The following is a 15,061-nucleotide window of genomic DNA, read 5'->3' on the forward strand; positions in this document are numbered from 1 at the left end:
TAGTGGCAGATTTAGTGTTAACTAAATTTGACTATCGCATTGAAAATTATACCACTTTGACGAGTGGGACTCTACGAACTCTCATAAATTGCCCAGTTCTAACACTAATTATGCGTGAAAGTAAAAGCGCAGTCCCAGCTTAACTAACTGTTCTGCGCTTCTTCATAGCATTATAAATGATCTTCAAAGGCCTTCGCATCGTGAATCGTGAGCCCCCATTGACTGGACACTAGATTGAACGTCAAAGTGGCTACATTATGGGTATGCTGGCCATCATCATTCCGCGCCGGATCAAAAACCTCGATATCGTCATTGGCAATCTCCGTATGCACCGGTACTAATAATTGGCGTTGACGCACCATTGATTGATCAAAGTAAATAAACAAGCCATCCGACATTAAATGCATCAATTGCTTGATAATCGGCTCTGGTACCCGTGGCACACTGATTGTCCGCATAAACATCCGTCGGCCACGGTAAGCCGCCAACGTATGCCGTAAGATTGAGGCATTGAGGACATGGCTAAACGCCGACAAGTAGTAACAATATAACTTGATCCCACCATTACGTTGTTCCAAGAAAACGTAGTGGTTACGCAGCTTATAATTAAAAGGCGAGCGGATCGGTCGATTCATATGACCCAAATATAATAACTCAGCAATTTCGGTAGCTGTCAAAAAGTCTAAATCACCGACTTCATCATAGTCCATCCATTTAACTTGCTCAGTATGGCTTTGCAGTAAAAAACGACGAATATCATTCTCGTCATTAATCACATTCAACCCAGTGTGGGCATTGACCGCGTGCACGTCATCGTCAACCCCGACCAACGAGACCAAGTTACTCGGCAGCCGTTTGATGCCATGCACAAAATCGCTCTGGTCAATCCCATAGGCAAACACTAAATTATCAATTTTTTCTAAATTGGCGTAAATATATCTGCGTTGCAATCGACTCACTCTTTCAACTGTCTATTTATTACTTATATTATAAGCCGTTCCGCTCGAAATAGTTGGCTTGAATCACATCTTTTTTAAACGTTCGATCCGATCAGCCATTGGTGGGTGGGTATCAAATAAATGTGCCCAGGACTTTTTAGCTTTAAATGGATCTGAAATATAGAGCGCCGCGCTACTAGGATCAGCAGCTTGCATCGGCTGACTATCATCAATCTTCTGTAAGGCACTAATTAACCCTAATGGATTCCGGGTCAATTCGACACTCCCAGCATCGGCTAAATACTCCCGATTACGCGATAGCGCTAACTGAACTAAACTAGCTGCTAACGGTGCCAGTATAATCACCACAATGGCTAGGATCATGAGTAATACTTGTACACTACCATTGCCATCACGGTCATTATCCCGCCGGCGTCGACCGCCACCCCACCAAAAGGCGTTCATCCCCCAATTGACAAGTAAGCTAATCGCCGCCGTCAATGCTAAGGCAATCGTTTGTAACCGAATGTCGTAATTACGCACGTGGGTCAGTTCATGACCTAAGACGCCTTCCATCTCTTCACGGTTCAGTCGTGCTTGAATTCCGGTCGTCACCGCAACGGCGGCGTGTTCCGGGTTATTTCCTGTGGCAAATGCATTCGGACTGTCATCTTGAATAATAAAAACGCGTGGCATCGGGACTTTCGCAACCAATGCCATATCTTCAACAATGTGCCATAATTCGGGATCATCGTCTTCACCATGCAGTTCACGGGCATGATTCATGCCCATCACCACATCAGTCGATTGTCCCAACATAATGGCCATATAAATAACGGCCACAATGAGTGCCATCACGAGTCCTGCTACGGTGCTGTCAAAAAAGACATACCCGACCGCCGCCCCAATCACGGCCACTAGCAAGACAAAAGCGGCCATCACGTAAACCGTGTGCCGCTTATTGCGGGCTATCTGCTCAAATAACATGGGCAAAACCTCTAATCTTGATCATCAAATGAGACTTTTGGGGCTTCTTTTTCAGTTTCAGGAACCGCCAAAAAGTCAACCTTTTGAAAATGATGGATGCCAGCGACTAAGTTAGATGGAAATTGTTGTAACTTCATATTGTAACTAGCCGTACTAGAATTGAAAAGTTGACGTGAATACGCAATTTTATTTTCAGTATTCGTCAATTCTTCCATTAACTTGCTAAATTCTTGATTGGCTTTCAAATCTGGATAACTTTCAGCTAACGCAAAAATACTCTTTAAAGAACTGGTTAATTGATCTGAAAGTGCCATCGCCTGTTGATGATCCCCAGCCGGGACTTGGGTCATCTGGTTACGTAATGAGACAACTTGCTCTAATGTCGTCTTTTCATGCTTGGCGTAGCCTTTAACCGTACTGACCAAGTTTGGAATTAAATCATTCCGTCGTTTGAGCTGAACATCAATTTGACTCCATGCTTCTTGCGTATACATCCGCGCTTTGACCAAGCCGTTATAAATAATCGCATAAATGGCGACAATCACGAGGATAATCGCAATAATTATTAAACCTACCATCAAATGAACCCTCCTTGTCTTATAAACCTCATCATTATTGTAACGTGAAACTTGGGTCAACAACATAGGCCGGCCTAAATTTAATATTTGTTATTAAAGTGACTCGAAAATGACTTCTGAATTCCGGTTGGCGCTTGACGGAATTGCCACTTTTTTACGTACGTCCCACGAATCATCAGGCGACCCGCCCCAGTCTTATCACACGTAATCAATGTCACCAGCTTTTTACCCGGGACATCATCGATGACTTGGACATCTGTCGCGGCAATAAAACTACGTTGGGTTGTTTTATATTCATAGATATGCGACATATCTGACAAATAAATCATCTGACCCACTTTACTCTTATAGTAGAGTGGACTAAATAAAGCGCCATGCTTTATCATATGGTGACCGGCCAACGCATAGTTGCCACTCCCCATCGTCTGGTCAGCTTTCAACGTCCCCGCAGCCAAAGCCAACGTTTCGTTACTAACACCATTGCCAATCGGTAAATACAAGTCAATCGATGGAATCGCAATCGATCCAATCACGTGAATCGAACTTTTATTCATCCGGGCTTTAGCCACCGTTTGAAAATCCAACGACTTCACTTTTGAAAAATCAAAATTACCTTTTTTCGTTTGATTCTTTTTGACGGACTTAGCCGTCACAGTCGGCGCATATGAACTCACCAACCAACTTTTTATTTGTTCGTTAAAGATTAACGCTAACGACAGCGCTATCAAAATCACAAACACAATTCGTCCCAGCCATTTTAAACCGGGATGTTGTTTTGATTTCATACTTTTTCGCCTCCCATTGTACTAACCACTCAACCTAAAGCGGTCTACGGTAAATATACCCTAATTTACCGCAATAGAAAAGTCGTGGGTCTTAATTGTACGTCTGGCACCGAGCTAAAATTCCGCAATCATCGATAACTTTACTTTACGAGTGCCAACCGGTATTCATTGCTTTATTAATGCCATTCACGACCAATATAGAACGTGTACTTGGTGCTAGTTGAAGTTGCCGCCTGCCGGTTGGTTCCTAAAACGCTGGAACGCCATGGGTCATTTTGAAACCAAGCCTGGTCTTCAAAACTGACCTTGCCCTAATCAGAGTAGCAACTTTCACTAACTCACAACATAGTTAACCCAAGAAAATAATTATATTTTTCTTATGAAGTTCATAATGCTTGCATAATCGCATTGAATTCTGATATGCTAGTATCAACAAATAAAGAAAGTAGGTTGGACCTATGGATACTATGGTAAAAAATGATCTTCAACACTTGATGCGACAACGCGATGCTGGACCATTCATCGCCATCTATCTGAATACTGACGCCGTCTTAAATGACTTGAACCACCGCCGCTTACAACTCAAACAGTTGGTGGCTGACGCCCAGCAACAATTGGCCCAACACTTTCCGAAAGCTAGCTTCCGACCATTTCAAGCTCAGTTTGACCGGTTAGCTAACGATAACAGCTTTTGGCTACAACATACCGGCCCACAAACCGGCTTGATTGCGAATGCCGAGACGTGTCTGATTTTCGATTTACAGACCCCGACTGATACTCAAGTCATCGTTAATAGTATGCCGGCGATTCGGCCAATCTTAGCCGACCGTCAGCAACAGTTTGACTTTGACTTGCTAGCCTTAAATGAAGATTCGATGGCACTTTACCAGCAACGTGAAGGTGACCTTGTGGCAGTCGACTTACCGCTAGACGCCCCAATGACCTTAAAAGGGACGCTGGGAACCGAAAAACGTGGTGGTGACCTGAACTTTAATTCTAGTCCCGTGCATGGTGTGAACTACCATGGTCACAACGCTAAAGCTGAGGAACGTGCGATTGATCAACGTAATTACTATTTACAGGTTGACCAGTACGTGTTGGCAACCCACTCGCAAGCTTCGCAACGCCCATTAATCTTAATGGGCTTACCGCATAACCAAGCGGTATTCCGCAAACTCAGCAAGAATCCGTATCTCTCACAACATTTGATGATTGATAACTCGCCGAATGGCCTGAGCCTAGCCGAGATTGCCGTTGCAACGACGCCTGTTCAGAACAAATGGCGAACCGAACTGACTGAAATCTTATTAGATCGTTACGACCAAGCCAAGTCACGGCAACGGGCCTTAAATGATCCGTTTGACATGATTCGTCCCGCCTTAGATGGCCGGATTGACACTTTGATTGTAGCCGCTAATGCCCAAGTTGGCGGTACGATCAATCCCGACGGCAGCGTGCAGACTGATCTACAACTACCTGACAACTTAATCGATGACTTAGTGGACGTCGTGATGAGTCGCCAAGGACAAGTTCGGATTATTCCGGCTGACCGGATGCCAGTTGAGACAGCCGCCCTGGCGCTACTTCGCTATTAAATAAAAGAACTGCCAATTGGCAGTTCTTTTTATTTGGCTATTCGATAAGTCATGCTTCCAAATAAGCCTGACTCATAATCTTAAACGCCTCTTGACTGGGTTGCCATTGCTTTTTCATTGCCGGTAATTGCGCATCATAAGCTTGAGCAGCGGCCTCATCAATAGCCATCACTGGACTCATCAGATAGTGCCAGCTTCTTCCAGCCAAAGTGCCTGGCACCAATTCTTTAACCAACATCGCTGCTGGGAACTTGCCATCTGGTAAACTCACCTGAAATTGGTGACAACTCTTAAAGCCACGACCTACGTAATTATTTGGATCACCAAAGATCACAATTGCTGGATATCCCAATGCCTGGACTTTCTCAAACGATGCGGTCAATAATCGCTTGCCGTAGCCTTGCCGCTGAAAAGCTGGCGCCACACTCAATGGTCCAAAAGTGACAATCCGTTTGACTTCACCCGTTGGCGTTGTCAATTGTGCCTTAGTATACATAATATTAGCAATGATTTGCCCATCTAAGACTAAAACATCCGCTAATTCTGGCATAAAATCAGCGTGATGACGCATGGTGTGTACTAAGTAATGTTCCACACAGCCGGGCATATACACGTTGTAAAAAGCCTGACGGGTCAACCTTTCTACGGCCTGGTAGTCTGCGGGTGTTTCCTGCCGAATCGTTAACATTGCAATCCCTCCGTTGTGTCATCATTTAAAACAGCTTACCATGTAAGCGCCATCTTTTAAATGTAAAAAAAAGCCAACCGACAAACGCCAGTTGACTTGAATTGATATCAAATTGATTATTTGAGACCGTATTTCTTGTTGAAACGATCGACCGCACCATCGGCCTTGGTAAACTTTTGCTTACCAGTGTAGAATGGATGTGAATCTGACGTAACTTCAACACGGATCAATGGGTAAGTGTTACCATCTTCCCATTCAACAGTTTCAGCTGACGTAGCAGTTGAACCAGAGATAAACTTGAAACCAGTCGTTGAATCTTGGAAAACAACGTTGTGGTAATCTGGATGGATTCCTTTTTGCATAATATTACGCTCCTTTGCCCTGAATCATTTGCTGAAACAGAGATTATCATAGTTTTAATCAACGCTAAATATCTTATCATGAATCCTAGCCCAGCGTCAAGCCTCGCAACCAGTCAATTATCGCCGTGGTCGCCGGGTTGACTGCCCATTAAACTTTAACCCACTCAAGTCATGTAGAAAAGCTTGGTTGGTATCACTGTGCTTTAAGAATTGTAGCAATTGTTCCGTATATTCCAACGCATTGCCCGTCATTGAACGCCGAATCTGCCAAACTGGCTCTAACGCCGCTCGACTAAGCAACAATTCTTCCTTACGCGTACTGGACTGTTTCAAATCTAACGCCGGGAAGACCCGTCGTTCCGCTAATTCACGAGATAACTGCAATTCAGAGTTCCCAGTTCCTTTAAATTCTTCATAAATCATATCGTCCATGCGGCTACCCGTATCAACTAAGGTCGTCCCTAGGATAGTCAGACTACCGCCTTCTTCGATATTCCGGGCAGAACCAAAGAACCGCTTGGGTTTATAGAACGCGGTGGGGTCTAGCCCACCAGATAACGTCCGTCCACTGGATGGCATCGTCAGGTTATAGGCCCGGGTCAGTCGGGTAATTGAGTCAAGTAAGATAACCACATCCTGCTTGTCTTCAACTAAGCGCCGTGCCCGTTCTAAGACTAATTCAGCGACCCGCACGTGGTTTTGTGGTTGCTGATCAAAGGTTGAACTAACAACTTCCCCTTTGATCGACCGTTCCAAATCAGTGACTTCTTCCGGCCGTTCATCAATCAATAACATAATTAACTTAACATCCGGATAGTTCGTCATAATCCCATTGGCAATATTTTTTAATAACGTCGTTTTACCAGCTTTGGGTGGTGCCACGATCAAGCCCCGTTGACCAAAGCCAATCGGAACAAACGTATCAATCAAACGTGTCGATAACACGGATTTGGTCGTCGTTAAGGTCAATTGTTTTTCCGGGTACAACGGTGTTAACGCCGGGAAATGTGGCCGTTGCTTAGCTTCATTGGGATCTTTACCATTAACAGTTCCGACTCGCATCAAGCCATAATACCGTTCATTAGGTTTGGGTGGCCGGGCTTGTCCTGCCACATAATCACCATTCCGTAATCCGAAACGGTGAATCTGTGATTGTGAGATATAAATATCTTCTTGGGAAGGCCCATAGTTAATTGGTCGCAAAAAGCCGTAGCCCTCTTGCCCAATAATTTCGAGAACACCCTCCATTTGGACAAAGCCGCGCTTTTTATCTTGTTCACGCAGCACGGCTAATGACAATTCTTTTTTATTCATTTGAGAATAATATTGAATTTTATAGTCGCGCGCATACGTATAAATTTCCTTGAGTGTCTTTTGCTCAAGATCGTGCATCGTTAAAATTTTATCCATTATCACTGCTCTTTCTCAGCTGGTGGTCGTTTTGCCGAAACGTGTTCGGTAAGCCTGGGGATTCCGCTTGCTACGCCAAACAACCATCCGGAAAAACACCGGATAATTATTTGGCTAGGCAATGCTCACCCCCACCCGGCTTACCTCACACTCTAATTTCGTCAGCGGCAATCTCCACGTCAGCCCCCAGCGTATGCAACTTATCAATCACGCGGTCATAGCCACGTAAAATGTTGTCAGCGCGTGAGATTTCGGTGGTGCCACTAGCAATTAGACCAGCAATCATTAAGGCCGCGCCAGAACGGATTTCGCCCGCTTCGACATGTGCCCCCTGTAGGTGGGAAGAGTGTCCCACCACGATTAAATTATCTTGAACACGGATATCCGCGCCCATTTTGCGTAATTGTGCAATATGCTGCGTTCGTTGCGGATAGATCGTGTCAATCACGACACTATTGCCGTTAGCCCGTAATAATAACGGCGTAATCGGTTGCTGCAAATCAGTCGCAAAACCAGGATACGTCATCGTTTTTACACGTACTGGATTAAGGTCACTAACCCGTGGAACGTAAATACTGTCTTCGTTAATTTGTAACCCAACACCCATTTCGAGCATCTTGGCCGTAAACGATTCCATATGTTCAGGAATGACATTCTTAAGTAAAATGCCGTCACCAATGGCCGCAGCCAATGAAAGGTACGTTCCAGTCTCAATACGATCTGGGATAATGGTGTGCGTGGCCCGTGCGCGTAGAGAGTCAACGCCTTCAATCCGGATGACATCGGTCCCGGCGCCACGAATCTTCGCACCCATGTTGTTTAAGAAAGTCGCCACATCAATGATTTCAGGTTCTTTGGCGGCGTTTTCAATCGTCGTTGTCCCATGCGCTTTAACGGCGGCTAAAATAATGTTAATTGTCGCCCCAACGGACACCACGTCTAAGAAAATGCGGGCGCCATGCAACCCTTCAGTACCCGTTGAAATGAAGACGGAGTCGTTTTTTTCAACGACATTCGCCCCGAGTGCTTTAAATCCTTTAATGTGTTGATCAATCGGCCGAGGACCAATATTGTCCCCGCCTGGAAAAGTGACGGTTGCCCGGTTAAAACGGCCGAGTAATGCGCCCATGAAATAATAAGATGCACGCAGGCTTTTAATTGCGTGACTTGGTAATTCGGATTCTTCAATATGAGTTGGATCAATCGTTAATACATCGTTTTCAAAAGTGGAATGGACATTCATCGATTCCAAAATAATTTTTAAATTGTGAACGTCTAAGATGTGCGGAACCGTGTCAAATCGGACCGGAGTGTCTGCGAGAATCGCAGCAGGAATCAGTGCGACGGTACTATTTTTTGCGCCACCGATCGTCAATTCCCCAGAAAGTCGTTTTCCGCCATGGATAATCATTTTTTTCATAACATAACTTTCCTCGCTAAATAAGTGTCACACTGTACAATTACAATCAATAACCATAATAAAGAATGTCATCCAAAAAAACAACCAATATCAGGAAACTGTAATCTTTTATCACTAATAAAGTACGAAAATTTAGTTATTTAACCGTTTTCATGATAAAAATTCTCAAATTGATTAATTTTTGGTAACGACGACTGTCTTTTTAGCGCAAAAAAGCGTTAGGACTTTTGGAGCGTCCTAACGCTTTGTGTTTTGAGTTAGTTTTGTTGAAACGTGTTCACTCGGACTGAAGGCTCCGCTTGCTACGCCAAGTCAACTAGCCGGAAGATCACCGGCTAATTGACTTGGCTAGGCAATGCTCGCCTTCACCCGTCCTCGTTCACACTCTTATTTGGTAGTTCCCGTCGCATTCGCCGCATCAATAAACGCTTTGAACAACCCTTCCGGACGATTTGGCCGGGAAAGAAATTCTGGGTGATATTGAGAGGCAACGAAGAACCGGTTCTTTGGTAATTCAATCACTTCAACTAAGCGATTGTCAGGTGACGTCCCTGAGAAGACCATACCCTTAGCCGCCATGGCTTCACGGTACTTGTTGTTGAATTCATAACGATGACGATGCCGTTCCATAACGACTTCTTCGTTATGGTAAGCCGCTGCCGCAACCGTCCCTGGCTTAAGCTTACATGGGTAAGCCCCTAACCGTTGCGTGCCACCCATGTTTTCAACATCTTCTTGATCCGCCATCAAGTCAATCACGTTATCTGGCGTGTCAGGATCAATTTCAGTTGAGTTAGCGTCTTTTAAGTTCAAGACGTTCCGGGCAAATTCAACACTGGCCATTTGCATCCCTAGACAGATACCTAAGAATGGCACATCATTAACCCGCGCATACTTAATCGCCGTAATCTTACCTTCAATCCCACGATCGCCAAAGCCACCAGGAACTAAGATACCGTCAGCATCGCCTAATAAGTCTTTAACATTTTCAGGCGTTACATCTTCTGCTGAAATCTTATTTAATTCGATTTCAGCATCATCGGTATAACCGGCATGTTTCAAGGCTTCGGTCACAGAGATATAGGCATCTTGTAACGCCACATACTTCCCAACCAAGGCAATCTTGATCTTCCGTGATAAGTGTTGAACATGATGTTCAAGATCTTCCCAGTCGCTCATATCGGCCTTGGGTGCCTTAATGTTAAAGTGATCCAAGACGATTTGGTCCATATTTTGCTTTTGCACATTTAATGGAATCGAGTAGATTGTCTTAACATCTAAGGATTCAATGACGGCTTCAGGTTCAACGTCACAGAAGGACGCAATCTTGTTCCGCATTTCCCGGGTAATTGGTTTTTCCGTCCGGACAACTAACATATTTGGTTGAATCCCGTAACTCCGCAATTCTTTAACCGAATGTTGGGTTGGCTTCGTCTTCATTTCACCAGCAGCCTTTAAATAAGGAATCAGGGTGGTGTGAATGTAGAAGACGTTGTCGGAGCCTAAGTCACTCTTCATCTGACGTAAAGCTTCGATAAATGGCAAGGATTCAATATCCCCGACCGTCCCACCGATTTCGGTAATGACGATGTCGGAATCAGTTGTGGTCCCGGCCCGCATGATTTTTTCTTTAATCGCATCGGTAATATGTGGAATGACTTGTACCGTTGCACCTAAATAATCACCACGACGTTCCTTTTGCAGGACTTCTGAATAAATCTTACCAGTCGTTACGTTGGAGTACTTGTTCAAGTTAATGTCGATGAACCGTTCGTAATGTCCTAAGTCCAAGTCGGTTTCGGTCCCGTCATCAGTAACGAAAACTTCACCATGTTGATAAGGACTCATCGTACCAGGATCAACGTTAATATATGGATCAAACTTCTGAATCGTGACTTTTAAGCCCCGGTTTTTAAGTAAGCGTCCAAGTGAAGCTGCGACGATACCTTTACCAATTGACGACACAACGCCACCAGTTACAAAAATATATTTGGTCATGTGATAACTCCTTAAAGATTTATTTCGTGGGGATTGGCTCTAAATAAAGAAAACTCCCTATTCAGTGAATAGGGAGCTTGATTTCGTTTGAATGTCTCCAGTATGACTACCAGAGAGCCCAAATAAGATAATACAAGTTGATTCAACTTTCGTCAAGTCAAATCAGTCAGCTTACTTTTGCTCTTCGTCGTCATCATCATCGAAGTCGTCATCATCGTCATCGTTTAATTCAGATAATTGGCCTTCGATGCCATCTGGTAAAGTTTCATCCGCCGCGTCGTCATCACTATCATCCACACCGGCAAGTTCGTCATACTTACTTGCACTGGAATCATCGTCATCGTCGCTTTCGGAATCGTCTTCATCTTCGTAATTGTCGTCGTCTTCGGGATCATCGTCATCGTAATCAATGACATCATCATCGTCGCCGGCGTCAGCCAAGAAGGCGTTAACCTTCTTACGCTTCTTGCGTTTTGGCCGATCATCGTCTTCATCATCATCGGTATGAATCACAGCTTCATCAATGGATTCAAATGGGTACCATGCACGCAGGCCCCACATATTGTCACCGAGCGAAATGAAACTACCGTCAATATTTAGATCGGTATAAAATTGTGATAAACGCTCCCGAATTTCTTCGTCGCTTTTACCCAAATAAGATTGCACAGCGTTCGCCAAATCGGCAAACGCCATCGCGTCACCATGTTGTGACAAAATTGCATGCGCAACCTCGATTAAAGATAATTCGGACTTTTTCTGTCCATCAAATTGTTTTAGTTCCAAACTGGTGCACGTCCTTTCCGCAGTTTACAGTTCATCATACCAAATCAAGCCGTGAATTGCAATCGCAACTTGTAGTTACCAATTAGTTGTTCACCGGCATATAAGTCATAGTTGATATTGACTTCCCCAGAAAATGGCCGTTCCCGTAGCCGTACTTGTAACAATGGTGTGACTGTATCGACTGGTAAGATCCCCATCGGCGTCCGATAACGGGCTTGTACCCGTTTGCCATTGGAAAAGTGGAGCCGTAATCGGTTCTCCGCACTACGGGTCAACACAACATCGCCATTAGCGGCTAGCTTAATGGTAACAGGAACTGGTTGTCCCTGATCTTTACTTGCTTCTTTGTAACGTAAATAAAATGCATCACCCATCTGAACGAGCTGACCATCAACGTCTAACGCGTAGTTAGCTGCATCGCCATCTTGTACTGCCTGCGTCTCAAGGTGGATTGCCACTGGGACGCCAGTTGTTAAATCATCCATGAATTCTACCTCCAGAATGTGTGGCTGCCAACCCGATTGCCACACACGATTAGTTTCCTAAGTGGCTTGTATCCGTTCATATAGTGGCTTTCAATTTGTCGTTCCGGTCGAACTGGACTTAATGGCAGCCCGAGCCTCCAAACGACTGAATCATCACTATTCAAAATATGAGCCTTACAAACCACACGTCTTCTTATCTGACAATTCAGTCTTAAAAACACTAACTTGTCATTAAAGATAACTCCTTAACAATTATAAGCTATCTGAACGAAAATGACTAAAAATCCACCCAAGTCGGGGAATTCCCCTGCGGACTAGTAAGGTTTCGAGTATAATTAATCAGGAACAGCATGCTTGATGCTAGTTGAAATTGCCGCCTGCCGGTTGTTTCCTAAAACACTGGAACGCCATGGGTTATTTTGAAGCCAAAAATGAGTCTTCAAAACTGACCTTGGCCTAAGTCCGAGCAGACTACTCGCACTAAGGTCAACGACACGGCTGAGCATTTTAGGAACCAACGGCTCGGCTAAATTTGTGGTCGACACAATAGATACATTAATTCACGTTAATTAACGTCGGGCGGGCCAGAATTGGCTCAGTGGTGTCGTTTATCTTAGTCGGTGATTTTCCGACTTAGATAAAGCCCGGCTTTCGAGACCGCTCTTCGGCTCGAAAACGCGGCCACCACGTTCCAGCCGATTCTGGCCCAACCAGAGTGGCAATTTAAACTAACTAGCACCAAGCGTAGGAACCGCACTTGCTGTTAATCACACAAGTATTTTTGAATCGATCAACAACTGGCATCATGCCAATCATCATTCTAATAACCAACTTAACGAGGTGAACGCGTTGTGACTCAACCCACGTTAGCAACTTTAACGCAATATTATCAACCCGAAGAAAAGCTTGATAGTTTTGCAACGATGAACGCCCTGCTCTGGCTTACTGCTGAACAACAACAACCAATCGTGCATTACTGGCAATTGCCACAGACGGTAATCTTAGGCTTGCGCGATCAACAATTACCAGCGCTCGCAGCTGGATTGCAAACTTTAGCACAAGCCGATTATCACGTCTTATTGCGTAATTCTGGCGGACTAGCGGTCGTCGCCGATAGCGGTGTTTTAAACGTTTCTTTATTCTTACCGGCCTACCGCAGTGATTACACGATTGAAGCCGCCTATCAGCTTATGACGACTTATGTTCAGGCAGCTTGGCCAGATTTACCAATTACCGCTGGTGAAATCAAGCATTCCTATTGTCCCGGTGATTATGATCTAAGCATTCATGGGCAAAAAATTGCCGGTATGTCACAACGCCGTACTGAACAAGCGTTGGTCGTGATGCTCTATATCAGTATTAACGGCAATCAAGACCAACGTAGCCAACTGATTCGTCACTTTTATGCTGCTGGATTGGCTGGTCAACAAGATAGCCGCTTTCCAGATATTGACCCGCAAGTGATGACGACCATTTCGGCAGCGCAACAATCAGTGCTTACCATTGACCAAGCCATCGATCGCTTTAACGTCGTTTGGCAACAAAACTATCAGCTTGATCACCACCGCTTAAAAAATTTAATTGAAGAACCTGAGTTTCAAGCTCATTTGACCCATGCCTACCATGACATGCAACGCCGGCAAACCCGACTACATTAATGCTTAACGAACGGAGGAACTTTACTTGTCATATCGCAATCAACTGATCCCCATGGAAAAGGTCTTTCGCGACCCGGTCCATGATTATGTCTATATCCAACACCAAATTATCCTTGATCTGATTAACACGTCTGAATTTCAACGGTTACGCCGCATTAAACAGCTTGGCACGACCTCATTGACCTTTCATGGCGCTGAACATTCCCGGTTCGGTCACTGTCTTGGCGTTTATGAAGTCACGCGCCGAATCTGCGACAACTTCCAACGCAACTATCCAACCAAAACACCTGGTGACGGCGGTTGGGATGACCATGAACGTTTAGTAGCTTTGTGTGCCGCACTCTTACACGATATCGGCCACGGCCCTTATTCCCATACGTTTGAACATATTTTCCACACTGACCATGAAGCCTTGACGGTCCAAATCTTGACCTCACCCGATACTGAAGTCAACCAAGTCTTACGGCAAGTCTCGCCAGAATTTCCAAGTCAGGTCGCAGCCGTTATTCAGAAAACTTATCCTAATCCCCAAGTCGTGCAAATGATTTCTAGTCAGATTGATGCTGACCGGATGGATTATTTATTACGTGATTCTTACTTTACCGGGACCAATTATGGGAACTTTGATTTAACTCGAATCTTACGGGTCATGAAGCCGTATCAAGGCGGCATTACCTTTGCGATGGAAGGCATGCACGCCGTTGAAGACTACATCGTTAGTCGCTTCCAGATGTACATGCAAGTCTACTTCCACCCAGTCTCACGGTCGATGGAAGTTATCTTGGATCACTTATTAGAACGCGCCAATGACTTATATCAAAGCCATGATGTCGACGCAGAAGCCACGCCACATATGCTATTACCATTCTTTAACAACAACTTTACGTTGCAAGATTATTTACGGCTAGATGACGGGGTCTTGAATACTTACTTTAATCACTGGCGCGACAGTAAAGATCCCATCTTAGCTGACTTAGCAACCCGGTTCTTAGATCGACGGCCATTAAAGTCTGCCCGCATCGATGATCAGACCAATGACCTGATTCCAGCTATGCAAGCCTTGATCGAAAAGGCCGGCTTTGACAGCCATTACTATACGGACACTAACGATAGTTACGACTTGCCATACGATGCCTATGATCCAAAGATGAAGAAGCCCCGGACCCAGATTGAACTAATGCAAGAAGATGGCTCACTCGTTGAGCTCTCAACGGTTAGTGATCTAGTCCGCGCGATTACCGGCAAAGTGTCCGGCGATCGGCGCTTCTTCTTCCCAAAGGAAATGCTGAGTCAAAACTCAGAAGTCGATTTATTTGATCCCATCTACCAAGCCTTTCAAGCCCATATTCAAAACGATCGCTTAATCATCTAGGA

The 15,061-nt window shown here is 44.7% G+C and carries 14 protein-coding genes; 3 read left to right on the forward strand and 11 right to left on the reverse strand.

Annotation, left to right across the window (positions count from 1 at the left end; translation table 11 throughout):
- Positions 1-170: 170 nt before the first annotated feature.
- From FFM77_RS00155 to FFM77_RS00170, 4 genes are all read right to left on the reverse strand, one after another.
- Positions 171-959, reverse strand: a complete 789-nt coding sequence (locus FFM77_RS00155) for a hypothetical protein (protein WP_171001518.1) — start codon at positions 957-959, stop codon at positions 171-173.
- 63 nt (positions 960-1,022) lie between these two features.
- Positions 1,023-1,925, reverse strand: coding sequence for a zinc metalloprotease HtpX (htpX, locus tag FFM77_RS00160; RefSeq protein ID WP_137633724.1), 903 nt, complete (start codon positions 1,923-1,925; stop codon positions 1,023-1,025).
- An 11-nt stretch (positions 1,926-1,936) separates the two neighbouring features.
- Entirely contained in the window at positions 1,937-2,503 is a 567-nt protein-coding gene (locus FFM77_RS00165; RefSeq protein WP_137633725.1) for a LemA family protein, read from the reverse strand.
- An 80-nt stretch (positions 2,504-2,583) separates the two neighbouring features.
- Positions 2,584-3,288 (reverse strand): class A sortase, encoded by a 705-nt coding sequence (locus tag FFM77_RS00170; RefSeq protein ID WP_137633726.1) that lies wholly within the window; start codon positions 3,286-3,288, stop codon positions 2,584-2,586.
- Positions 3,289-3,746: 458 nt separating this feature from the next.
- On the opposite strand from FFM77_RS00170, the gene FFM77_RS00175 reads away from it, so the two are divergent.
- Positions 3,747-4,883 (forward strand): baeRF6 domain-containing protein, encoded by a 1,137-nt coding sequence (locus FFM77_RS00175; protein WP_137633727.1) that lies wholly within the window; start codon positions 3,747-3,749, stop codon positions 4,881-4,883.
- Between the two features lie 49 nt (positions 4,884-4,932).
- Here FFM77_RS00175 and FFM77_RS00180 read toward each other — a convergent pair whose 3' ends face one another.
- The 7 genes from FFM77_RS00180 to FFM77_RS00210 all read right to left on the reverse strand — a co-directional run bounded on the left by FFM77_RS00180 (position 4,933) and on the right by FFM77_RS00210 (position 12,029).
- Positions 4,933-5,571, reverse strand: coding sequence for a GNAT family N-acetyltransferase (locus tag FFM77_RS00180; protein WP_137633728.1), 639 nt, complete (start codon positions 5,569-5,571; stop codon positions 4,933-4,935).
- Positions 5,572-5,687: 116 nt separating this feature from the next.
- A complete protein-coding gene (locus FFM77_RS00185) occupies positions 5,688-5,933 on the reverse strand; it encodes a type B 50S ribosomal protein L31 (RefSeq protein ID WP_137633729.1) in 246 nt (81 codons plus the stop codon).
- Positions 5,934-6,050: 117 nt separating this feature from the next.
- Positions 6,051-7,343 carry a transcription termination factor Rho gene (gene rho, locus FFM77_RS00190; protein WP_137633730.1) on the reverse strand — a complete coding sequence of 431 codons (1,293 nt, stop codon included), beginning with the start codon at positions 7,341-7,343 and terminating at the stop codon, positions 6,051-6,053.
- A gap of 145 nt (positions 7,344-7,488) precedes the next feature.
- Entirely contained in the window at positions 7,489-8,763 is a 1,275-nt protein-coding gene (locus FFM77_RS00195) for a UDP-N-acetylglucosamine 1-carboxyvinyltransferase (RefSeq protein WP_137633731.1), read from the reverse strand.
- Between the two features lie 387 nt (positions 8,764-9,150).
- Positions 9,151-10,761: a CTP synthase gene (locus FFM77_RS00200; RefSeq protein WP_137633732.1), complete on the reverse strand. Its 1,611-nt coding sequence runs from the start codon at positions 10,759-10,761 to the stop codon at positions 9,151-9,153.
- A gap of 171 nt (positions 10,762-10,932) precedes the next feature.
- On the reverse strand, positions 10,933-11,544 hold the full coding sequence (gene rpoE / locus FFM77_RS00205) for a DNA-directed RNA polymerase subunit delta (protein ID WP_137633733.1): 612 nt from the start codon (positions 11,542-11,544) through the stop codon (positions 10,933-10,935).
- Between the two features lie 44 nt (positions 11,545-11,588).
- The gene (locus tag FFM77_RS00210; RefSeq protein ID WP_137633734.1) at positions 11,589-12,029 is read right to left on the reverse strand and encodes a YwiB family protein; all 441 of its coding nucleotides are present in this window, start codon (positions 12,027-12,029) and stop codon (positions 11,589-11,591) included.
- Positions 12,030-12,880: 851 nt separating this feature from the next.
- Here FFM77_RS00210 and FFM77_RS00215 point away from each other — a divergent pair.
- Both FFM77_RS00215 and FFM77_RS00220 read left to right on the forward strand, forming a co-directional pair.
- Complete coding sequence (locus FFM77_RS00215; RefSeq protein ID WP_223876732.1) at positions 12,881-13,687, forward strand: lipoate--protein ligase family protein; 807 nt, start codon at positions 12,881-12,883, stop codon at positions 13,685-13,687.
- Between the two features lie 25 nt (positions 13,688-13,712).
- Positions 13,713-15,059, forward strand: a complete 1,347-nt coding sequence (locus tag FFM77_RS00220) for an HD domain-containing protein (RefSeq protein ID WP_137633735.1) — start codon at positions 13,713-13,715, stop codon at positions 15,057-15,059.
- The last annotated feature ends 2 nt before the right edge of the window (positions 15,060-15,061 follow it).

It is taken from the genome of Lactiplantibacillus songbeiensis (assembly GCF_005405125.1).
Lineage (GTDB): Bacteria > Bacillota > Bacilli > Lactobacillales > Lactobacillaceae > Lactiplantibacillus > Lactiplantibacillus songbeiensis.